Below are 21,947 nucleotides of genomic sequence, written 5' to 3' on the forward strand. Positions count from 1 at the left end.
AATAACTCGTCCAAGCATTTATAACCGAGCATCATCTCAAGTTAATTTAGTCGTAATAAGTTGGCCCGCCTCATTAATTGTTACTTTCCATTTCGCTCCACTAGCAGTCTTCATAATGATACCTTTACTTGCTTCTATTTCAATATCTCCAAACATTCTTCCGCCTGTTGTTGCTAACCAAGCATTCCCATTTTCCATAGAAGATCTCGCAAATATACGATTAATTCGAAAACGTTTATGGTCTTGAACATAACCACTCAGTGTAATTCTCGCTTTATATAGTTGACTCGCCTTCATATTCGATATAATTGTGTCGCCTACATTTAATGGAACATCCGATGCAACAACCCAATTTCCAGTTGCACTTAATGCATACTCGATTTTAATTTTCTTCGGGCTCTCTCCCCATCCAAAATACATGCCAAAACAATTCAACATTTGGATTGGATTTTTCGTAAAATCTAATTCAATCACGACTGGATTACTATCTGGAACATCGATATAGTTTACACCTTGTTCATCTATTAAATTAAAACAATTTGCAAGATTCCCCCCGTAAGGTAATTTCCCACTTACTTGCTTAACAGTATACTTCTGCTGAGCATTTACTAATATATCATCTTGGTTCCCTATTAAATGTGGTTTATTTAACGTAATCGGCAACTGAATCCGAAGAGATTCTTCATAGGTAGACTTACAAACATTGTATTGTCCTTTATCTACAATAGTTGTGGAAAGTAAATTCGAAAAAAGGTAGTTACGATGCGAATTAGAAGAAAATTCAATGACAATCTGTTCGCTACTCATCCGGTACGTATCCCAGATCATACAATCAAATGTGTTATAAGCGCCCGTACAACGAATTACTTTTTTCGTTTGCTGTCTACATTGTACTTGAATATCATGAAATGTATTACCTGAACTTTCATTTGGCAAATCACTATTTCCATCTACTTCTATCCCATACTGACATCCATCAATAAATATAGATTGAAATACATTTGCATTAATCCAGCAAGGTGTATTTATATCATCTATAAATTCAGTCTTTAAATGTATTGCAGTTTGAAAATTTTTAATTTGAATAAAGTTAACTTGAAAGAAACTAATATAGTCCCATGCTTTTTGACAATATAAGTGTATAGCCTTTCCTTTATATGACGACGTTGCATTTATTATATTTACATTTGATATAAGAGAGTGATTAGGAACTTCTATTTGTTGCGAACCGGAAACATAAATAACTGCAGATTGAAACAGTGAATTTATAACTTGAACTGTACCACCTGTTATAGACGCATTTTGTTGCAGTTCAAACGCATTAAAATCTCCATCAATTTGCAACGTAACAGTAGGATCTAGCTCTAACCTTACATTTGATTTAACAACAATCGGTTTTACAATTTTGTACGTATTTATCCCTGTAATTCTAACCGTAGAAATCCGATTCGATACACAGTATTCAATCGCTTGTTGAATCGCTGTTGAACTATCATTTCCCGAGTTTGGAACTGCACCAAAACAATCAATATGGACACTATTTTCAGGTGCACAATCTCCTTGTGATGAAATATACTCTGACAAAACAAATTCACTCCTCATATTACCTTTTTCATATAATATGTGAGTTTTATCTTAAAAGTTTCTATAATAAAAAAAACAAACGACTTCTACAGTCATTTGTTTAATTCATATATATCTTTCGTTTCTTCTATCATTTTAGTTAACGAGAAATATCTCTCTGCTTTCTCTCGTGCTTTCAGTCTAATACCATTTACCTTGTCTTCATTCTCTTTTAATTCCTCAAGCGCACTTGCAAATTCTGATTCGCAATATTCAGATATTAAAACACCTGATTCTCCATCTATTACCGCTTCATTTATTCCGCCGACATCTATTGAAATAATTGGTGTCCCTGTGGCCATCGCTTCAATTACCACCATTGGAAATACTTCACGAAAAGATAATAAAAGCAAGGCATCCATATTCCCTATAAATCCATGTGGTTCAGAAATATTTCCTAACATCTTTACACTTTGCTGCAATCCGTATTTTTCTATTTCTTCCATAATAGACTCTTTCTCTGGTCCATCACCAGCAATATAAAACTTAAAATCATCTCTCTTTTTCAACACATTTGCAATTTTCACAAATAGTTGATGGTTTTTCTCCTTGGATAGTCTAGCTAATATCCCTATTTTATAAATAGATTCTTTCTTTTTCTGCTGGAATAAAAACTTTTCAATATCCACACCGTTATAAATCGTCTTTATTTTTTCTGCAGCTACATGCATTGAAATTAAATTTTTCTTTTCAAACTCACTTACTGTAATAATATTGTTCACATATTTATTCATGAAATAACGAAAAAGAATTGGCATTTTCTTTTCTAATATCGTTACATTATGTTTCGTATACACGACTTTTATCTTTTTTTTCATACACTTTTGAAGCAAAAAGGAATATAAGACCATTCGTAAACTATTGGCATGAATAAGTTCTATCTTTCGTTCACATATTTCTCTTCGCAAGTAATAAATATTTCTCAAATGATTCCATCGACTAAGCAATATGAAATTTTCTTTTCTAGTAAGAGATTCATATAGTTCCCCATCACCTGCAGCTGTGTAAACTGTAAAGTTCTCATCACGCAAATTGCTTTCCAATTTACAGAAATAACTTTCGGCTCCTCCAGTTATCAATTTGTCTGTCATCAACAATATATTCATAATTGCGTCTTCCCAACTACATTGATTTTATTTTTTCTATAGGCATGAAAAGCATATTTACTAAAATAGTAAAAAATTTGTACCGCATTCAATCGTTTTTGTTCCTTTAATAATTTCCAATACCGAAAAGCCGCTCTCATTTTATTTCTCGAAACAGAATTCTCTACAATTCTATACTTCGCTAACACTTGCTGTATTCCTTTCGCTTCATGCCCTTCATGTAATAAGTTTAGCCATAGTGCTGTATCTTCCGGCTGTACATTAGGCATTTCAATATGCGAAATTTTTTCCCGATCAATCATTACTGTTAAACAACCGATAATTGTATTTCCTGCCAAACGATGATAGTCAACAGATTTTGGTACATTCACTTCTCGATTTAGTCCGTTACCGTTTTCATCAATTAAACTATACGATGTATATGAAAAGGCCGCATTCATTTCTTCCATAAATAACAATTGCATCTTCAATTTATGTGGCAACCATATATCATCGCTATCTAAAAAAGCAATATATCTTCCTTTCGCCTCTTCAATCGCTAAATTCCGAGCTTTCGCAGCACCAACATTTTCTTTTAATGATATTAGTCTAATACGCGAGTCCCCATCTATTATCTCTTTAATTTTTGCAGCAGATTGGTCAGTTGAAGCGTCATCAACGATAATCATTTCCCAATCTTCATATGATTGATTCTGTACAGAGAGAATCGTCTCACCTATAAATCGTATACTATTATAAGAAGGTGTTATTACAGAAACATGAGGCGCCTTATTATGTGCTGATAGACATTTTACCATCTATCTTTCCCCTTCCTTCATATATTGAAATGTACTTCACAACCATTGCTAAAAATAAAAAGAACGCTTCGTTAATAATGAGTGACAATGACATCATCTGAAATAAAAATGCAATCATAGTCAATAAAAGATACGTTTTTTCACGAAACAGAGTATACTGCGTTAATTTGAACATTAATATGCATAAAAAAGCACTATATAAAAGAAAACCAATTGTACCCGATTCAGACAAAATTTCTAAAAATGTATTGTGCACATATAATTTTTCATTAAATTGAAACTCATAATAATTCGAAAAATTAAACGCACCAATTCCGATATATGGATTGGATACATAATATTTAAAAGCAGCTTCCCATAATGTAAATCTTCCACTTCCATTATCATGCGAAAAATCAGAAATTCGTTTATTCAATATGTCATCCAATTGGCCACCCATTACACTATTCGATAAACTGAAGATCACTACACCAAACAATAGTAAACTCATTATTATTTTTATTTTTTTTGCAAAACTAGATGTACATATATATACAAAAACGACGAGTACAAGTGCTAATATTCCTCCCCTTGAGAAAGTTAATAAACTTGTCGTAACACATAAAATCAATCCTAAAATGTTCGTCATATTATGTAGGTTTGTCATATAATACATAAAAAATATTGTATTATAAAAAATAAATATGTTAGGATCATCTAGCAAACCAATTAACCTTGGATATCCTCTATCAACTAATAGTCCGGCAAAAATTTCTCTTTCTTCTCCACCGTACAATCCAAAGTGCTGTAAACCGACTATATACAGTATTAGACTTACAATATTAAATATAATTCCTACATAGACAATAGATGATTCAAGTGTTGCTATTTCAACATTTCCTACTAAATTTCTCATTATAAAATAACAACCTAAAACAAGTAGCACACCAAAAATCATACGAATACTAGCATGTAAATATATAGAAAGAATACCACTGAAACAATAGATGAAATAAAATAGTAAAAATACAACTTCATGAAAATATAGCTTTTGAATATGAAAGTTTTTAACTGTTACACAAAAATATATAACTAAAAAAATCATATATATCTTCAGCGAAAATTCAATATATATGTTGTATTTACTTAACATGACAAATAATATTAAGAGCATGATCCATTTCATCGATATTTTCATATTATTTTCCATAGGCTATATCCCCTGTTTCGTAATATAATCCTTTTTGCGTGTTTTTCTTATAAACGAAAGAAGAAGTTTTTTTAGCTCATAATCATATAGGAATATACCAACTACTACGATTAAGGTATTCAGAACGAGCGCAATGAAATGATATGCATGCAATATATATTGCACTCCAATAAAAGTTACGCCAAAATAAATCGTATAAGGTACGACAATTTGAAATACAATTTTCCCCTTCACTACACTTACTGCTATATACCCAACTAAAGCTACAATTTCAAATAAAACCATAGCATAGGCCGCTCCTATCACCCCATCAATACTACTAAAGCTATAAAGCATAATCCCACCTATCACTAATGCTATACATTGCACAACCGTTCTTTTATTTTGACATCCACTCGTTGTTAAGCCGTCAGCTATAGCAATATTTAAACTTTGCAGCACAATGAGAAATGATAATATTTGGAGTGGCTCTACTGCATTTCTCCATTCCTCATGAAAAAATATAGAAATAAAGTATGGAGCTAAATAATATAAACCTATCGTCATACATATTCCCACGATCGCCATTAATTTTATTTGAAGTAAGTTTAATTTCGTATGCTCTTCTAATTTATTCTGATTATAATGCTTAAAGAGCACTGGATAAAACGCCCCTGCAATCACCCCTGGTACTTGATATAAAGCTGCTGGCATCCGATACGCCACCGCGAAAACACCTACCATACTTAATGGCAATGTATAGTTAAGTAAGATAGGTGCTAATTGTGGCGTACTCATTATTAAAAAACCACTAATAATAAAAGGTGTCACTTGCCAAAACAACGCTTTATGAATTACAACTTTCATATTCACATTCGTCTTTCTTTTCATTACATATATGCTGCATATACCACCAATCATATAACCAAATCCATATAAACGCGCAGTTATATAAACTGGTAACTCTCCGAAAATACAAAAACATGTAATGATAATGACAACTGCTGCTGATACAACTTTAATAAGCGCTATATACTTCATACGCTCCGTCAGCTGAAAGTAGGCAATCCCTATATTTTGCCAAGTTAATCCTATTAACATGAAAAACATTACATTTATCATCATGTAAATTAAATTTCTATCCTCATACATATAATGAATAGCAATATAGCCGATTATGGAAATAAAAATAAGTAGAATCATCCTTACTTTTATATACGACGATAAAATCTTCTCTAAGTCTATTCCATCTTTTGCCCCTTCTCGAAGAAACGTATTCGTTAGTCCTAAATCTGTAAAAAATAACATAAAAAACGTCACTGCTATAGCAACACTAAACATCCCATAATTTTGTGCATTAAAAAAATTTGCTAAAGCAATTAAACTCACAGCCTGAAGAAGATTAGCTAAAATTGTGCTATAAAATAGATGGATAATATTATTTAAAATAGATCTACCCATACCTGTTCTCCTTTGCAAGCAACCTACTTACATATATTTATCTTGCACCATTACCATTCAATACGATTAAAACAGTTTTACATAAAATATGAATGTCCATCTTAATCGTTTTCATTTCAATATACTCCATGTCCCATTTCAACTTTGCTTTCGGATCAAGATCATACCCGCCATTTATTTGTGCCCATCCTGTTAACCCTGGCTTCACAATTAAACGTTCCTTGAATTCCGGAATATAGGCATCAAATTGTTTATAAAAATACTCTCTCTCTGGCCTAGGTCCAACAAAAGACATATCGCCTTTTAAAATATTGAAAAGTTGCGGCAATTCATCAATTCTCGTTTTTCTTATAAATGATCCAACTTTAGTAATTCTTGGATCATTTTCATCTGCCCACTGTGGTCCATTTATTTCAGCATCTTTTACCATCGACCTTAATTTAAATACATTAAATTTCTTCCCATTCATCCCTAAACGTTCTTGAAAATAAATTGGAGCTCCTGCTGTTTCGAAAGCAATTATAATACAAAAAAACAACATAATTGGCAGCGTAACTAGTAACAATATGAGTGAAAATATAATATCAAACAAGCGCTTTATACTTCGATTCAAAATACTGGTCTTTTCTTGGGCCGGAATCGTATACAACTTGGCTTGATTTGTTTCACGAATCATAAATCGTTACCCCCACATTCAAGAATATAAAACTATACCTATTAATTCACATTCTTTCTTCTTTATATTTGCTATCACTTTTTGCACAGTACGTAGGGAATCTTTTCTCTTTTTAACCGCTAAGACCACTCCATCGCATTTCCCTGCAATCATGTGCGTAGCAGGAAGCTCAAATACTTCAGAGGAATACAAGAAAATGTAATCAAAATCTTCCTTCCATTTTGCAATTACATAATCAAATTCATCTGTAGCAACTAAAGGTGTACCGGTGTGTACTGTTTTTTTTGCAGGAATACAATATAAGTATTTAGATAAGTTACTAGAGAAAGTTTCATAACTACAGGAGGGATCGCTTATTATATCATTCACTGTTTTCGTATGGTTGCTTTGTAATAATAGATGTAGCTTAGGATCGGAAAAATTCACATCGATAAGTAATACCTTTTTTTTCATTTCTGCAAATACTAGCCCTATATTGACTATAAACGAGGCAACAACGCCTCTATCCTTCGTTGAACTAATTGTGAACACTTGTTTCCCCGATTTTTTTAACTCGTGATACAGCGTATAAAACTGCTCTTTCATTAAAGCATCATGCGGGTCAAATGGAAGCCGTTTCTTTGTCTTAAACATCGACATGCTCACCTCGATATATAGATGATTGCGGATCAACTTCTGTAGATTTCTTTTTTCTTTTCGGTTTCATATTTATGTAACCAATAACAGGGATTGTTGTTATTTTCTCCAAATCTTGTTCGACGTATATACGCTCATCAAAATAATCTCGAAATACAGCTAAACCTACCCCAACAAAAAAACTAACAAGTAAAGAAATAGGGATAATAAGTTGAAATTTCGGAAACAGTTTTTCAGCTTTTTCCTGTAACTCAGGGTCAGTTAATATTTTTACTCCCTGTACATTCGTATACTGCTGAAAGCTTTTTTGAGATTGTTCTGCCAGTGACTTTACAATTTCTTTTACAATTTTAGGATCCGAATCTTTTACTGTAACAGTAACAATTTGTGAATTGTCCATATTCACTACTGAAATCTTTTGAGCTAATTCGTAACTTGATTGCTCTAATTTCAAAGTTTTTTTGACGGTTGAAATAATAAGTGGACTTTTTAAAATATCAACATACGAAGTTACGAGTTGCTTATTTTCCTGTGTTTTATTTGCTGAATTTTCCTTATTAAACTCATCTAAATTCCCAACGAGAATTTGTGTTGAATATTGATATGAAGGCTTTAATACGTACATAGAGATAAGAATTAGAGAAACAGTTAAACAGCACATCGTCAAAATAATTGTTACTATCCTTCTTTTCAATAACTGCTGAAAATCCTTCATACTAATTTCTTGCTTCAATTATTTCACCGCCTTTGTCTGATTCATATTCTGCACATCATTCTTTACAGATAACCCTTTCTTCTTTCTATTCGCTTGCTTTGTTACATACTTTCCGACTCTGAATGCAAATTTTTCTACAAATATATACGAAAGCATTGCAAGTATAAATGAAAAAACGAGTGAAAAAATTAAAATGATAGGCAACGGTAATATTTCATAGAGCATGTATATAAGGGAAAATAACGATATGATATGGTATAAATAAAGACTGTAAGAAATCTTCCCCAAATATAACAAGTATTTATTACGCAGCAAGGATGACAAAGTTGATACTGATAAACTTAATATGACAAATAAACATGCACTTATCGCTACTACGTAGTCTCGCAATATAAAATTATTGAGCACTTTAATTTCTCCGATAAGCCCTTCATACATATAAAGTAAAATCGCTAATAAAAACCATGCAATTTTCTCATTTTTAGTACGATTACTATAAAAAACTATTACATTATTTTTATACTTCGCAACTAGTGCCCCTAGTAAAAACAGTACTGTGTAATGCAGGGTTAATGCATAGCTTGTTAATGTTAAACTTGAGTGAAATAATAATAGAATCACGACAGAACATATACTAAAACGAAACAATGTCAATAACGAATCCCTCAACGTTTTTCGTAAACAAACCATCAAAACTAACGGGAAAATTATTGATATTCGCATTTCATGAACAAGTGACCAAATTACGCTGTTATATGCATCTGTATTATATTTCCCAACCAAAAATATATGCTGCACAATTAGGCTTAAAGAACTTTCAATCGTCCATGAGCGATTAAACCATTCACTTAAATGAGAAATTCCATATTCACTCATTGTAGTTTGGCATAAAATAGCTATAAGTATTGCTACGATATATGGAATATAAATTCTGCATATACGCTTTAAAAGGAAGGACCCATAACTATCGTAGTTATTTTGAATGGATCTATACAAAACAAATCCACTCAAAACAAAAAAGATAATAACAGATTCATTACCACTACTAAAAATTAGACGAGCAGGTGTTTCTTTTAATAGATACATAACAAATGGTTTATTATCTTCATAACTGTAATTTTGAAATACTGAAAAAATCATTAAATGATGACCAATCATTACTACCAATGAGGAAATTCCTCGAATTGAATCCAGTTCTTCATACCTATCCATCGTTTTATATCAACTCCTAATGAAATGATAATAATCATTTCAAAGCGACACCATTATTCATATTCCTCTCCTTTCTTTTCATTCCAATTTTTCATATTAAAATGATTTATAGCGTAATTTTGAATGTATTGTAACATTTTTTGTAATATTATGAATAGTTAATCTTTTTAATTGGTATATACCAATTTCAACCTCGAAAAATGAAAAAATTGGTAGAAAAACACTATGAAAATATCTTGTATATTTACAAAAATTAAAGAGGGAAATATAGTTATTTCAATATAAAACAAAAAAAGATAGCCTTTATCGGCTATCTTTTTTTATTTCATTTAGTTGCTAGAGCCACTATATGCGACATGTCTTTTCTCAATTCTTTCTTCAATTTCTTTCATATTTTCTTTATTATTTAATAGTGATTGTTTATTTTCAATTAATAATTGTTTAAAAGATTTTCTCACTTTTTTTCTCATTTTTTATTGTCCTCCTTGGGGGATGGTTTATATAAAGTGAAACTTTAATCAGTGGGGGTTTTCTTCATCCCCCACTGATTATTAGTTGAACCAATCGGACTTTTATGGGCAGTTGATCCCCCACCTAACTTCTTTGCTTTCGCTGAATTTTGAAGTGGGGGGTCTTACTGCCCATTAAAGTGGGATAAAAGATAAAGAATTATCTGGTTGTTCTTATAATAATTGATTGTTGTGAATTTCATTTGAACTTTACATGAAAATCCCGTTTATTTTCTGACAACTTTGTGAACACGAAAAAAAGATTTATGTAAAACAGTTTTGTAGTTGCTTCATTTCATTACATAAATCGCCATTTACGTCATCTTATATCAATTTACCTTGTCGAAATATTTATATATTTCAAGCTACATTCCATATACTTTCATCTACTAAAATTCTTTTTTTCAAAATTAAAAAAAGGTGTCACCTAGTCAAATTTCGACTCATGCAACATCCTTCTTTTCAAACTATTTACAACATATTGATTAATATTTCAGGTCTTCCCCAATTCATTTCTTCACAAACGAATCGTAGTTTTTCTTCATCCATTGTGTGTAATCCTTCTTCTAGCGAACATGAAATAGGAACTTCACAATGAATTTGCGCTAATTGTAATGAAATATTTAAATTCTCTAAATCACTTTCAATCTTCGTACGTTGCGCTTTCGTTAAAGATGCCACATTTTCTAGTACAGTTGCTACTGTACCATGCTCTTGAATCAGTTTATACGCTGTTTTTTCACCGATACCTTTTACACCTGGGTAATTATCGCTCGTATCTCCCATGAAAGCTTTTGCATGCACGATTTGCCACGGTTCCACACCTTTTTCTTCCATAATTTTCTCTGGTGTGTAATACTCGTAATTTCCAATTCCTTTGCGCAGAAGCATAACTGTAACGCTCTTATCAACAAGTTGCAGTAAGTCCGTATCACCTGTTAAAATGTAAACTTCCGCTTCATTACAATATTGTTTTGCAAGCGTACCGATACAATCATCCGCTTCATACCCTTTCATACCGATAACTGGAATGGACAATTTCGCAGTCATTTCTTGTACTAAATCAAATTGCGGAATTAATTCTTCAGGCGGCGCTGCACGATTCGCTTTATAATTTGAGAACGATTCTGTTCTAAAAGTCGTACTTCCCATATCCCAGCATGTTACGATATGTGTCGGTTCAATTGCTTGCATAGCTGTTAATAAATGTTTCATATAACCATGAATCCCGTTTGTAGGGGTACCATCTTGTCGTTTCATAAATTGTCCGTAGACACTTGTTGCATAAAAAGCACGAAATAATAGTGCCATACCATCAACTAATAATACTTTTTTCATAATTCCTCTCCTACCAAAAAAATAATAACCCCACGTCATCACGTAAGGTTATATAAATAGATTACCATTCTACGTTTTTCAACTTTGTCTATTATACATTGTTTTTGTATATTTAGCATCATTTACACATTAAGACGTTCTACTACAACAAGTATGAAGAATTCCTGAATACGTATTTTTCCCAGTCGAAACAACTACAGCTTTTGCATTTCCACCAACAATATACGTCCCTTTGAAACATACGTTTTCAAGTTCAAGTGGATTATAGTCTTTCATTCGTTTTAAAGGAATAAATCGTTTGCGCTCAAGATGATAGCAGCTTTCAAATTTCTCAACACTTGCATCGCTTCCTGTTAGCACAGATTCATTTACTAATAAATCATTTGCATAAATGATACGTACATCTGCTGGTACTGTATCACCTTCTGAAAGAAAAATCATATCTCCAGGAACAAGCTCTTGTACTGGCAAATTCATCATTTTCAATTCACCGTTTAAACCTGTTGTACTTGAACATTCTACTCGAGACACAGTAATTTTCTCACATTGTAATCCATCACGTACATGTTGTTTTGAAAAACCTGGGATCATTCCACTTAGCTTCATCATAATTTCCGCAATACGAGCTCTTTTTGAAGTTAATTCATTTCGTCCGTATACTTGAATACGTTTTTGTGCCTCTTTCATAGATAATCCGTCTCTTGTTGTTTTAAAATATGCAAATACAGATTTTACATCTCTCGTTGCGATTTCAATTAATAAATCTTTATTTTTTTGAAGCAATGTTTGTTCTTTCATTGATTTTTTACTTAATTTATATGACGTGTTACCCACAGTTTTGTTTGCATATAACATATTATCGTCTCCTCCTTTACAACATAGGAAGAAACGCTTTGTTTCTCGATTTATCCACTTTACTGTGAAAGTGTCTAGCGCTTAAACATACATATAAACGCTACATGATGATAAATATAGAGGGAGGAACAAGTCGTTTCCTGCCTACATCATATATTTTTGATTTGAAGTATATGGGTAACGGAACCGAGTCAGAATTTGACATGCTCCTCACCTCCTTGTTTTCATTTTATAGTTTATACTATGAGATTACTCATAGCTTTGTAACAAAAAGACCTTTACTCCGAAAAGAGTAAAGGTCATGACATACACAAATAAACGATTCCTAATACAATTAGAAATCTACGGACCTCTCCCTCGCCGAGTTTTAGCACTGTATAGCATAGGTACATTACCAGCTACGTTAAGAAAAACCTTAATTCGATCATTCCTGTTGACCCATTGGCGTCTCTCGACATTTTTGGGCAGTAGCATTTCTCTATACAGGAGCCTCACCTAACAGAGACTTATTTTTATTACATAGAAAATGTTACTCTTATTTAAAATAGATGTCAACAGTAGCCTACAATTTTTTCGAAAGGTATAACAAACTAACGTAGACATAATAAAAAACTTTACGTTTAAACGTAAAGTTCTTAATAAGTGATACAACCAGCAATTACAATCCCAATGGAAAGCGATAAAAACATAAGAAAAAGACCAACTGCTTGATTATCTTCTTCAAGACTTTTGTTTATATTAAAGCGCGGTGTAAGCCACTCCGCTAAATAAAAGACGATAATTTGAGCTAAAATCCCAACTGCTCCCCACGAAACCATATCAAGAAGTGAAATGGAATTAGCCGCTGTTGAATATAAAACAATAGCTAACCCAAGTAATCGACCTCCAAGCACATAGCTTACCGCCTTATTTCCTTGAGCCATTAACTTAAATTCTTTTACTTTTGTTGTCACTTCCATTAGGAAAAGCCCAATGCATAAAAGTCCAAGTGTTACTGCTAAATATACTAAAAAATTAATCATGTACTTTCCTCCTTTTTTATACCTACTGGTAAATAGTACGATTCATTACCCGTAATTTTTTCCCCTGCACGAATACCGATACTACTCGCTTTTCCTGCAATTAAAAACGAACCAAACACATACGACAGTTTCTCCATTCCTTTCTCTGTTTCCAAAGATACGACTGGAAGTTCTGTATACTTTTGAAATATCGGCAGTGACGCTTTATACGTTTGGTGTGCATTTTGCATCATAATATTTTCGTCCTTATCACGAATGGTAATTGTATCTCCTTCTCTACCAAATGAAGGTTTTTGAACGAAAGAACCTTTTCCTAAAAATAAATCTGGCTCTAAATATGTAGGTAACATATATTCTTTAATCCACTGTCGTTCCTCATTTGTATAAAAAGCATCCTCTTCCGCTAGCCCCCAAATAAGACACTGAATTGATTTTGGCTGAAGTAAAAATGATGACAAAGGATTTATAATAAAAAGCTTTCCAGATTTCACAAGTTGCAATAGCTCCACACCAACCAAATCTCCAGTTTCAGGATCTTGATCCTCAATTAAATCTTCTATTGGATATGTTTGGCGATATAAAACATCAATTTGCACTCCATCCCTATCCACTAAAGCATCTTTTGTAATTCTAAGTTCTGACATTGGTACTACTTTATTTTCAACGCGGCATAGCTGACTTAAATACATAGTCGTATTCCAATCCTCAATATGCTCATGATGTGCTGTAAAAACAACATTTGGGTTGTCTATTCCCTTTGTCGCTTCCATTACAGCTTTTGTAACACCAGAGGATAGCAATCGCTCTTGACCTAAGTTTGGGTCATCATAACCTAGCTTTTTACAAACTTCCCCATTCATTTGAAAGCATTCCATAATAAAGGTAGGTGTATCACTATTAAACTCAAGCATTTTAATTTGGTTATCGCCTGTTAAAACGAAATCAAATCGTGAAATAACAGATTCAGGATATAATCCTTTCATTCTAATGAACGATAAGCTTGCGGGGGGAAATCCAAATTCGAGAAGCTGTTCGTCACTTAAATTACGCAAAAGTCTAGCAGTCTTAAAAAATATTTTCCCCATTCGTTCAGTTGCTAATTGCAATTGTTTCCTAGTCTCATTTGTTATAGAGAAAACATGAAATAAACTATACTCACATTCATATAGATCCGACCAGAAATCCGGATATATCGAATAAAACTCTTTTCGATCCCTTATGTACTGCGACATATTTTAGCCCCCAAACCCTCCCTTTGAACCGCTTCCAATTCCCCCTTTAAATTCGGCAGACGATTGATACGATTTAAACGCCGATGAATTTTTAAAAGTGGATTTATTTTGATAGTATCGCCCACCATAGAAATAATGCCCACGATAACCTGAACTACTATCATCACACTGCCATACCCCAAGTTCATCATCCCAATCCCAATCTGAACAACTTTTATCATTCGGTTTTGGGGGAAGATCTTGTGCGCAGCCAAATAAGGTGCCAGTCATTAAAGACGTTACGACACCACCAACTAGCCATTTCGTTTTTGTCACCTTCGCACTCCCCTTTTTAAATTCTATTCCTATTATATAGGATGTCATGATAAAGTAGAAGAAAAAGGAAGAAGAGGGATAAAATGCGCTTAGAATACCGACTTAATGATGAAACGAAAGGGTATCCAGCTTTATGGAACTATGCAAATATTTCTAATTCTGAAATCATTGCACGCATGACTTGTGAATATTTTATAAAAGATAAAAATACATATGTTGTCACTGCAACCTCAGTAGATCCAGACGGAACAGCAGTTATATATATTCAACAAGAAACTTTCTCTAACGATCCTTCAGATCCTACTTACTTCCACATCGGTTTTGAAATTAGAGAGCTAAAGGATACAAGTTCAAACTTGATTGAAAGTAAAGATGTATGGAACTATGAAGAAATTTTACCATCTCTTCATTCAGATATTATATATATTCAGCGCGACGGTATGCAGATGGAGTTTACTTTAAATTCAAGAGAAATTGATGAAGACAGAAAATGCTATATTTATTACGGAAACTTCACAGGTGAATCGAGATAAAGCGAAACTTTAATCAGTGGGGGGTTTTCTTCATCCCCCACTGATTATTAGCCCTCACCAATCGGACTTTAATGGATATATATGCAACAAAAAAACCTTACGTATAAAACGTAAGGTTTTTATTTAGCCCCACATATGCCGTTCTCTCTAGATGTCCATAAACCTGCTCTCACAGGTGGATGCTCTCACAAATGTTTGTAACTTCCTTCTTAAAAAGATGGCATGTTAGCTACATTTAAATATTGAACTTCCATATTAAACTTATTGGTTTAAGACATGCATAAGCTACGTACACCGTAGGAATTTTATATAATGTTAGTTGAAATAAGACCCCCGCACGTGCCGCTCCTCGTAAATGTCCAAAAACCCGCTACTCGCAGGTGGATGCCCTCACAGTTACCGTACATCTTCCTCCACAAGGAAGGCTTGATGATGGTCGCTAAATATTGAGCTTCCGTATAACTAACATCGGTTTTAGACATAAATAAGTTACGTACACCGCAGGATGTATTATTTACTTGTCGTTATATTATCACATTGTTTTCAATGTGTAAAATATAAAGTTTTTCGAGCAATCTCTTGCTTGTGACCTTATTTTAATACAAATTATTTTTGCATGCAAGTGATTAATCTTCTTCTTTTGCAATTTGATTTTCTGGGTAAGAAATCCAATCACTCCAGCTACCTGCATACAATTTAACATTTTGGAATCCAGCTAATTTCAATGCAAGGATGTTTGGACATGCTGTAACACCAGAACCACAATATACAATTGTTTCTTTATCTTTTGAAAGACTTCGGAATCGTTCTTGCTGCTGGGATTCATTCTTAAATTGTCCTGATTGTAAAATTCCATCCTTCCAAAAATAGTTTACTGCTGTCGGAATATGTCCTGCTTTTGGATCAACCAGTTCCTCTACACCAGCATAACGTTTTGGCTCTCTAGAATCAATTAACGTAACATCTGCACCTGTATGAATATACTCTCTGACCGTTTCCATCGTTACAAGCATATGATTTTGTACATTTGCATTGAATGCTTTTCGTTTAACAACAGGAATTTCCGTTGTTATCGGTAGTCCATTCTCTTTCCAAGCTGGAAATCCGCCATCTAATATATATACTTTCTCATGTCCTACATAGTTTAATAACCACCAAAGACGAGAAGCATTTGCACTCGCTTCACTGTCATATGCAATTACTGTCGTATGTTCATCAATACCGGCTTGCGAAAGCTTGTCTGCAAACTTCTCAATATTTGGCAACGGATGGCGACCGCCATGTTCTGTTACAGGACTTGATAAATCTAAATTCAAATCAAAATATAATGCATGAGGAATATGTTCTTCCTCATACTTTTCTCTACCCCAATTAGGATTCGCTAAATCAAAACGACAATCGATTATACGGACGTTCTCATCTTCTATATGCTCACGTAACCATTCGACTGTAACTATCATCTTTAACGACCTTCTTTCTCTTTCAAACGACTTACATACTCCATAACCATTTCTTCTGTAACATATTTACGCTGCAAGGTAACACCATTTTTTGCAAGATCATTAATTTGCTTTGTTACAACATTAATGACATCAACCGAAAATTCTTTCCCATTTGACGCAAGAGATACGGCTGCTTCAATAGCTGCTTCACGCTGCGCATCTAATTGTAAACATGCTTTTACACTTTCATTTTGTTTACGAGAATGTGCTGTAATTGCTTTATGTACTTCCATCTTCTCTTCCCCCTAAATAAGTTATACGTTCTCATTCAATTCCATTGCAAGCCGAATCATATCACGGCATACAATCCCATTTTCAATAATCTCTTCTTCATAATGCTTCGAAAAGTAATCAAAATCAATAGAAAAAATACGAAATCCACATTTTTGATATAAAGCAAGTTGTGAAACACTAGAATTGCCTGTACCAACTTCAAGTTTTGACATACCATATCCTTTAGCGGTTTCTATGGCATGACTTAATAGCTTCTTTCCAATCCCTTTTCCTTGCAAATGCTCTACAACCGCAATATTCATAATTTCCATCGTTTTCGGCCTTGTTTCCAAAAGAACATATACACCGATAACACTCTCCTCTTGCTTAGCTACATATGTTAAGCCTCTTTGTACATATGTATCAATTTGCCTCTCACTTGGATCAGCAAGCAATAATAAAGGTTTCGGTATCGCTTCTTTCGGAATTGGTTCTATTACTACACTCATAAAAAATTCCCCTTTCTCTATTGTTCTAAACCCTCCTTGTCTACCATAAGTAATAGAAAGGAGGGATTCATCATGGACAACAATGAGAAAAAATGCAACGTCATCTCTATTGATGGAAAGAAGAAGAAAAGCGACACGTATTCCTATCCAAAATTAGTAGTAGAAAACAAAACATATGAATTTTCTTCATTCGTCTTATGCGGTGAAACACCAGACGGCAGACGACTCGTTCTTACTCATATGATTTCTACCGATGAATTTGCTGGATTTGTCAAATCTTTAGATACAGTACTGCAAAAGAAAATTGAACGAATCTTTTTCTCATAACAGCTACATCACATATATTTCTTTTTCAATCTCCACTAACTGCTTTTGCAATTGTTCTTTACTTTGTTCATATAGTGATACATCAATCGTTTCAGCCAATGCAAATAATATACTTTCATAATAGTTCATCACATCTTGCTTCATCACTTTTTGGAATAAGTTCCATTTCAAATCCCATTCTTGCTTATAATGATGAACAAATAATTCTTTTTCATCAGCTACATAGTTTGATACGAATGGCTCCAATACAACTTTAGCCTCGTCTTGCATGAAGGCTTTATCATTTTTTTCAAAAAAGCTTTTTTCATTTTTGAAATGTGCCAATGCTTTTTTGAAATCTTTTATTTCAACTGAAGGGAACGGTTCTTTATGTGTAATATCTTTATATTCATATTCCACTGTTCCATTCATAGAAATTGACTCATTTTCTACTTTACAGTTCACCACAATTTCATTCTTTGCGCGCTTCATCGCTTCATCTATCCATTTTTCAAGGCGTAATGATGTCGCACGCATTTCCTGTAATAAATCATGTTGAATAAATGCTACTAGTTCCATAACGCACTGTTGCAACTGCACTTTTACATTTCCATCCGTTCGAAGCGATGCTGGATTAATAAATTCAGTAAACACATCGTTATAACGTAGGAACAGACGCTGTTGTACGTAATAAAGCAATTCCTTCACTTCATTTTGCATCGCCTGCTCTTCAGCAAGCACACTATATGATGAAATAATATGAAGTAGTTGATCACGCTCTGCTTCATATTTTTTCGTTTGCTTCTCTTTCTCTTCATTCCCCTGCTTTGCACCATTTATCATATTTAATAAAAGCTGATCTGCCCCTTGCAATGCACCATATAAAGCATGAACAGATACGAGCATTAAATCTCTCATCATAAAGGATGTAAATGATTCCTCAAACTTAGCAATTCCAGAGTTTTGTAAAATACCGTATTTCTCTTTTTCAATATTTTTTCCTTGTTTCTCCTCAAGCGCACATAAACTTGAAATTGCAAATAAACGCGGGTTTCTAATACCGTATTGCAACAGCTGGTCTGCGATATACCCTTTTACCATTTCAAGCTCTTCTTCAGACTCTGCTAAATCGGCCGCATTAATTAAGAAGAACATTTTATCAAGAGCAAAAGTATCCTTTACACGCCCAAGCTGAATTAAAAATTCACGGTCAGCACGAGAGAACACATGATTATAATATGTTACAAATAAAATAGCATCTGCGTTCTTTATATACTGGAACGCAACGTCTGTATGACGGGCGTTAATAGAATCTGCTCCAGGTGTGTCTACAAGCGCTACTCCTTGCCTTGTTAATGCACAATCATAATACAGCTCCATGTACTCAACAAAACACGATTTTTCTTCATTCGCTACATAATCAGAAAACTCTTCTAATGTAACTTGTACTTGTTCTCCTAAATGAGCAGAAACCGTATCATACCCTTTTTGTACCGCTCGTAAAAAGCTAAATGTTGTTTTTTGCTTCCCAGTTGGTGAAGGATATTTCATAACTTTTTCAATTTGTGCTAACGCTTCGTCCAACGTAGTAATTTCATAATGAAACAGCTTATAAACAGCTTTCATATCTTCTAATAGAGCCTGCTTTGATTTAAATTGAACCATTACTGTTCCGTGTGGTTTTTCCTCTGTAACCGGCAAAATTTGATTAATCGTTGCCGTCGTCGGATTTGGTGATACAGGAAGTACCTTCTCCCCAAGCAACGCATTGGCAAATGATGATTTTCCGGCACTAAAAGCTCCGAATAACGCTACTGTAAATTGTTTCGTTTCCACACGACGCCTTTTTTCTATTACCTCTTGCTGTACATGTTTCAGCGCTGGCAATGGCTCTAATATCGTTTCAGCTTTCTTCACTTTCTCTAATATACGCTGAATATTTAAAGCTGCTGTTCCTTTTATTTCTTCTTCATGAGCCGCTATGTTATCATTTACAACTGCCTGCTCTTGTAGTGTGAATTTCTCACTAACAATTTGTTTTTTACTTTGTAATATCTCCTCTACTTGCAATCCTTCTGGTGTGGCAACATGCTCATGCCAAATGTTTTGCAAATAACTTTCATATGTCTCCAAATTGTTACTGTATTGTAATTTCGTTTCTTTTGCTGTTTGCAACATCGCATATTTTTCAATCTCTTCTTCAATGCGAGTAACTGCTTCCTTCACTTTTTGCTTTAAAACGACTGCACTTTTATCAAAAATTTGCTGTGCTTTTGTAAAATATCGTTTCTTTAGTTCATTCGCTACATCCGCTGTATAAAGAAGTAAGTAATCACCTGTGAAACCGGCACCTTGTTTAATGACTTCAGCCAACATTTCTGGTCCGAAAGCAATTTCTAAAGCATATATGTCTTTCCCAATTTCCTCTGTAAACAATCCTTCTTCTTTTAAGAAGGCAACAATAAATTCTTTTACATGAAAATCAAGTTGCGTTTCAACAGTCTTTTGCAAAGCAGAATAAAAAGCATCTAATCGTCTCTGTTTTTCTTGCTCCGTCTTTCCTTTCGCAAATAGTAAACCGACCTTAAACTTTGTTAATTTCGTTTCTAAATACGCATTTGCCAATTCTCTCATTTCAAATGGCATTAAATACGCGTTATCTAATATAGCTTGTAAGCCTTTTATAAATTCGTTTCTCACATGAGACTCTTTACTAGCCTCGCGACGTTTCGTTTCCGTTAGCTCCTCTTTCTTTTCAACTATCTCCGAAATAGAAAGCGGTGATGCTAACTCTTCCTCATATTTCAAAAGAGCTTTTTCATTTTCAGAAAGAATAAACGAGAAATGTTCCCCCATTAAATATTCTGTTTCTCTCTCCATTCCCTCTCTTACATACCGCTCTTTTTCTTTCATAATAGAAGTAATTAACGTTTCCAAACTTCCAATTTCATTATGTGGATGGTTCATCATTCGTAATGATGTGTAATACACTCCATCTACTTCAATATCCCAGTTAGAGAACGATTGTTTTACACTATCTTTATAATTCTCAAACGATAATTCATTTTCTTTATGTTTATCTATTTGATTGACAACGAGATAAACCGTTTTATTACGTTGTTTCAATTCTTTAACAAATTGCAAATTCACTTCCGATTGGACGTGATTATAATCCATCATATAAAAAATTACGTCTGCTAAATGCAGCGTTGATTCTGTCGCTAATTGATGGGCATCATCTGTTGAGTCAATCCCTGGTGTGTCAACTAACATAACACCTTCAGGAATTGGTGCATCATTCCGATAAATATGAACACCAATTACCTCGTCACCGTCTTTACAAATTTGTTTTAATTCTTCAGCTGAATATGCACCGTCATATTCGTACTGTTCTCCAGATTTAACCGTTACAACAACACGATCCATTCCTTTTTCAATTTTGACAACGTTAGCGCTTGTCGGAATTGGACTTGTTGGTAACAACTGCGCTTTATATAGATGATTCATCATCGTTGATTTCCCTGCAGAGAAGTGACCGCAGAACGCAATCATAAGCTGCTCTTGCTTATATTTTTGAATCACCTCAAATAACTTTAAACTATTCTCTGCATCGCCTTGTTTTTGCCACTCTTCATAAAAACAAACAAGTTTTTTCATACCGTTTGTCTGTACTATGTTTGTCATCCCCTTGTTCCCCTTTATCCAAGATGTATATACTTTTTCCCGCTATTTGCGAGCTCATAATCATCGGGAGATACATCCCTCATTGATTACAGTTTCACTTTACTATCATACTAAATTTTCAGCATATTCTCATTAAAAATAAAAAATCCCTTTCATTCTTTTTACAAATGAAAGGGATTTTATGTCATATCACTCATTTTGCTGTTCCTACTCCATTTAAAACATACTTTGCAATAACTGCATATACAGCGACTGTACCTGCTACTAATGCATATACCATACTGGTGCACCAACCTTTTTTGATAATGATTATCACTTTTGAATACATTTTATCATTAAAGAGAATCATTATCAACACTTTTCATAAAGAAAGCCCCTTATAAGAAGGAGCTTCACTGCCTGTTTTGAAGAAGATTAAAACTTGTTGTGCACTCTTATTATATCGCATCTTACATAACTTAATAGTTAAAAAAAATGGAAATCCACCCTATACCCCCTATCTTACATTTTGTATAATAAAAGGGAATTACTTAAC

The 21,947-nt window shown here is 33.6% G+C and carries 22 protein-coding genes, 2 other RNA genes and 1 riboswitch; of the genes, 2 read left to right on the forward strand and 22 right to left on the reverse strand.

The window, feature by feature from the left end:
* Positions 1 to 36: 36 nt before the first annotated feature.
* The 15 genes from ACZ76X_RS06495 to ACZ76X_RS06565 form a co-directional block, all read right to left on the reverse strand.
* Positions 37 to 1,584 (reverse strand): hypothetical protein, encoded by a 1,548-nt coding sequence (locus tag ACZ76X_RS06495; protein WP_479849970.1) that lies wholly within the window; start codon positions 1,582 to 1,584, stop codon positions 37 to 39.
* Positions 1,585 to 1,676: 92 nt separating this feature from the next.
* Positions 1,677 to 2,729 carry a glycosyltransferase family 4 protein gene (locus ACZ76X_RS06500; protein WP_479849971.1) on the reverse strand — a complete coding sequence of 351 codons (1,053 nt, stop codon included), beginning with the start codon at positions 2,727 to 2,729 and terminating at the stop codon, positions 1,677 to 1,679.
* Positions 2,726 to 3,526, reverse strand: a complete 801-nt coding sequence (locus tag ACZ76X_RS06505) for a glycosyltransferase family 2 protein (RefSeq protein WP_479849972.1) — start codon at positions 3,524 to 3,526, stop codon at positions 2,726 to 2,728. Before ACZ76X_RS06505 ends, ACZ76X_RS06500 begins: the two co-directional genes overlap by 4 nt.
* On the reverse strand, positions 3,501 to 4,715 hold the full coding sequence (locus tag ACZ76X_RS06510) for an O-antigen ligase family protein (protein WP_479849973.1): 1,215 nt from the start codon (positions 4,713 to 4,715) through the stop codon (positions 3,501 to 3,503). Before ACZ76X_RS06510 ends, ACZ76X_RS06505 begins: the two co-directional genes overlap by 26 nt.
* Before the next feature lie 3 nt (positions 4,716 to 4,718).
* Entirely contained in the window at positions 4,719 to 6,155 is a 1,437-nt protein-coding gene (locus tag ACZ76X_RS06515; RefSeq protein ID WP_479849974.1) for an oligosaccharide flippase family protein, read from the reverse strand.
* A gap of 37 nt (positions 6,156 to 6,192) precedes the next feature.
* Positions 6,193 to 6,831 (reverse strand): sugar transferase, encoded by a 639-nt coding sequence (locus ACZ76X_RS06520; protein WP_479849975.1) that lies wholly within the window; start codon positions 6,829 to 6,831, stop codon positions 6,193 to 6,195.
* 18 nt (positions 6,832 to 6,849) lie between these two features.
* Positions 6,850 to 7,470, reverse strand: a complete 621-nt coding sequence (locus ACZ76X_RS06525; protein WP_479849976.1) for a CpsD/CapB family tyrosine-protein kinase — start codon at positions 7,468 to 7,470, stop codon at positions 6,850 to 6,852.
* Entirely contained in the window at positions 7,457 to 8,200 is a 744-nt protein-coding gene (locus tag ACZ76X_RS06530) for a YveK family protein (protein ID WP_333726420.1), read from the reverse strand. The genes ACZ76X_RS06525 and ACZ76X_RS06530 overlap by 14 nt, the downstream gene beginning before the upstream one ends.
* A complete protein-coding gene (locus ACZ76X_RS06535) occupies positions 8,201 to 9,394 on the reverse strand; it encodes an acyltransferase family protein (protein ID WP_479849977.1) in 1,194 nt (397 codons plus the stop codon).
* A gap of 329 nt (positions 9,395 to 9,723) precedes the next feature.
* Entirely contained in the window at positions 9,724 to 9,864 is a 141-nt protein-coding gene (locus tag ACZ76X_RS06540; RefSeq protein WP_048527108.1) for an FbpB family small basic protein, read from the reverse strand.
* Positions 9,865 to 10,374: 510 nt separating this feature from the next.
* Entirely contained in the window at positions 10,375 to 11,241 is an 867-nt protein-coding gene (locus ACZ76X_RS06545) for a 5'-3' exonuclease (RefSeq protein ID WP_270705612.1), read from the reverse strand.
* 129 nt (positions 11,242 to 11,370) lie between these two features.
* Positions 11,371 to 12,096: a P-type ATPase actuator domain-containing protein gene (locus ACZ76X_RS06550; RefSeq protein WP_479849978.1), complete on the reverse strand. Its 726-nt coding sequence runs from the start codon at positions 12,094 to 12,096 to the stop codon at positions 11,371 to 11,373.
* A 344-nt stretch (positions 12,097 to 12,440) separates the two neighbouring features.
* Positions 12,441 to 12,606: riboswitch (M-box (ykoK) riboswitch) on the reverse strand.
* Positions 12,607 to 12,731: 125 nt separating this feature from the next.
* Positions 12,732 to 13,118 carry a DUF350 domain-containing protein gene (locus ACZ76X_RS06555; RefSeq protein ID WP_479849979.1) on the reverse strand — a complete coding sequence of 129 codons (387 nt, stop codon included), beginning with the start codon at positions 13,116 to 13,118 and terminating at the stop codon, positions 12,732 to 12,734.
* Complete coding sequence (locus ACZ76X_RS06560) at positions 13,115 to 14,350, reverse strand: glutathionylspermidine synthase family protein (RefSeq protein WP_479849980.1); 1,236 nt, start codon at positions 14,348 to 14,350, stop codon at positions 13,115 to 13,117. The genes ACZ76X_RS06555 and ACZ76X_RS06560 overlap by 4 nt, the downstream gene beginning before the upstream one ends.
* A 3-nt stretch (positions 14,351 to 14,353) precedes the next feature.
* On the reverse strand, positions 14,354 to 14,665 hold the full coding sequence (locus ACZ76X_RS06565; protein ID WP_000169021.1) for a hypothetical protein: 312 nt from the start codon (positions 14,663 to 14,665) through the stop codon (positions 14,354 to 14,356).
* Positions 14,666 to 14,748: 83 nt separating this feature from the next.
* Here ACZ76X_RS06565 and ACZ76X_RS06570 point away from each other — a divergent pair, with 83 nt between their 5' ends.
* The gene (locus ACZ76X_RS06570; RefSeq protein WP_479849981.1) at positions 14,749 to 15,198 is read left to right on the forward strand and encodes a hypothetical protein; all 450 of its coding nucleotides are present in this window, start codon (positions 14,749 to 14,751) and stop codon (positions 15,196 to 15,198) included.
* 122 nt (positions 15,199 to 15,320) lie between these two features.
* Here ACZ76X_RS06570 and ssrS (ACZ76X_RS06575) read toward each other — a convergent pair.
* The 5 genes from ssrS (ACZ76X_RS06575) to ACZ76X_RS06595 form a co-directional block, all read right to left on the reverse strand.
* A non-coding RNA gene (ssrS, locus tag ACZ76X_RS06575) (6S RNA) lies at positions 15,321 to 15,504 on the reverse strand.
* Between the two features lie 21 nt (positions 15,505 to 15,525).
* A non-coding RNA gene (ssrS, locus tag ACZ76X_RS06580) (6S RNA) lies at positions 15,526 to 15,708 on the reverse strand.
* Between the two features lie 116 nt (positions 15,709 to 15,824).
* Positions 15,825 to 16,658, reverse strand: coding sequence for a sulfurtransferase (locus ACZ76X_RS06585; RefSeq protein WP_479849982.1), 834 nt, complete (start codon positions 16,656 to 16,658; stop codon positions 15,825 to 15,827).
* 2 nt (positions 16,659 to 16,660) lie between these two features.
* The gene (locus ACZ76X_RS06590) at positions 16,661 to 16,933 is read right to left on the reverse strand and encodes a YpbS family protein (RefSeq protein WP_000451818.1); all 273 of its coding nucleotides are present in this window, start codon (positions 16,931 to 16,933) and stop codon (positions 16,661 to 16,663) included.
* A gap of 21 nt (positions 16,934 to 16,954) precedes the next feature.
* The gene (locus ACZ76X_RS06595; RefSeq protein ID WP_098670550.1) at positions 16,955 to 17,422 is read right to left on the reverse strand and encodes a GNAT family N-acetyltransferase; all 468 of its coding nucleotides are present in this window, start codon (positions 17,420 to 17,422) and stop codon (positions 16,955 to 16,957) included.
* 72 nt (positions 17,423 to 17,494) lie between these two features.
* Here ACZ76X_RS06595 and ACZ76X_RS06600 point away from each other — a divergent pair, with 72 nt between their 5' ends.
* Entirely contained in the window at positions 17,495 to 17,749 is a 255-nt protein-coding gene (locus tag ACZ76X_RS06600) for a DUF3931 domain-containing protein (protein ID WP_000369740.1), read from the forward strand.
* A gap of 3 nt (positions 17,750 to 17,752) precedes the next feature.
* Here ACZ76X_RS06600 and ACZ76X_RS06605 read toward each other — a convergent pair whose 3' ends face one another.
* Both ACZ76X_RS06605 and ACZ76X_RS06610 read right to left on the reverse strand, forming a co-directional pair.
* On the reverse strand, positions 17,753 to 21,412 hold the full coding sequence (locus tag ACZ76X_RS06605) for a dynamin family protein (protein WP_479849983.1): 3,660 nt from the start codon (positions 21,410 to 21,412) through the stop codon (positions 17,753 to 17,755).
* A gap of 193 nt (positions 21,413 to 21,605) precedes the next feature.
* The gene (locus ACZ76X_RS06610) at positions 21,606 to 21,761 is read right to left on the reverse strand and encodes a hypothetical protein (RefSeq protein ID WP_000600129.1); all 156 of its coding nucleotides are present in this window, start codon (positions 21,759 to 21,761) and stop codon (positions 21,606 to 21,608) included.
* Positions 21,762 to 21,947 lie beyond the last annotated feature (186 nt).

Source organism: Bacillus sp. BC05(2025) (genome assembly GCF_056725905.1).

Bases quoted from the DNA above. Each gene is read 5' to 3' on its own strand.
- ACZ76X_RS06595 (WP_098670550.1), bottom strand. From the start codon at position 17,422: ATGAGTGTAGTAATAGAACCAATTCCGAAAGAAGCGATACCGAAACCT.
- ACZ76X_RS06520 (WP_479849975.1), bottom strand. From the start codon at position 6,831: ATGATTCGTGAAACAAATCAAGCCAAGTTGTATACGATTCCGGCCCAA.
- ACZ76X_RS06560 (WP_479849980.1), bottom strand. From the start codon at position 14,350: ATGTCGCAGTACATAAGGGATCGAAAAGAGTTTTATTCGATATATCCG.
- ACZ76X_RS06540 (WP_048527108.1), bottom strand. From the start codon at position 9,864: ATGAGAAAAAAAGTGAGAAAATCTTTTAAACAATTATTAATTGAAAAT.
- ACZ76X_RS06500 (WP_479849971.1), bottom strand. From the start codon at position 2,729: ATGAATATATTGTTGATGACAGACAAATTGATAACTGGAGGAGCCGAA.
- ACZ76X_RS06555 (WP_479849979.1), bottom strand. From the start codon at position 13,118: ATGATTAATTTTTTAGTATATTTAGCAGTAACACTTGGACTTTTATGC.
- ACZ76X_RS06600 (WP_000369740.1), top strand. From the start codon at position 17,495: ATGGACAACAATGAGAAAAAATGCAACGTCATCTCTATTGATGGAAAG.
- ACZ76X_RS06610 (WP_000600129.1), bottom strand. From the start codon at position 21,761: ATGATTCTCTTTAATGATAAAATGTATTCAAAAGTGATAATCATTATC.
- ACZ76X_RS06505 (WP_479849972.1), bottom strand. From the start codon at position 3,526: ATGGTAAAATGTCTATCAGCACATAATAAGGCGCCTCATGTTTCTGTA.
- ACZ76X_RS06525 (WP_479849976.1), bottom strand. From the start codon at position 7,470: ATGTCGATGTTTAAGACAAAGAAACGGCTTCCATTTGACCCGCATGAT.
- ACZ76X_RS06605 (WP_479849983.1), bottom strand. From the start codon at position 21,412: ATGACAAACATAGTACAGACAAACGGTATGAAAAAACTTGTTTGTTTT.
- ACZ76X_RS06535 (WP_479849977.1), bottom strand. From the start codon at position 9,394: ATGGATAGGTATGAAGAACTGGATTCAATTCGAGGAATTTCCTCATTG.
- ACZ76X_RS06590 (WP_000451818.1), bottom strand. From the start codon at position 16,933: ATGGAAGTACATAAAGCAATTACAGCACATTCTCGTAAACAAAATGAA.
- ACZ76X_RS06515 (WP_479849974.1), bottom strand. From the start codon at position 6,155: ATGGGTAGATCTATTTTAAATAATATTATCCATCTATTTTATAGCACA.
- ACZ76X_RS06550 (WP_479849978.1), bottom strand. From the start codon at position 12,096: ATGTTATATGCAAACAAAACTGTGGGTAACACGTCATATAAATTAAGT.
- ACZ76X_RS06585 (WP_479849982.1), bottom strand. From the start codon at position 16,658: ATGATAGTTACAGTCGAATGGTTACGTGAGCATATAGAAGATGAGAAC.
- ACZ76X_RS06545 (WP_270705612.1), bottom strand. From the start codon at position 11,241: ATGAAAAAAGTATTATTAGTTGATGGTATGGCACTATTATTTCGTGCT.
- ACZ76X_RS06570 (WP_479849981.1), top strand. From the start codon at position 14,749: ATGCGCTTAGAATACCGACTTAATGATGAAACGAAAGGGTATCCAGCT.
- ACZ76X_RS06510 (WP_479849973.1), bottom strand. From the start codon at position 4,715: ATGGAAAATAATATGAAAATATCGATGAAATGGATCATGCTCTTAATA.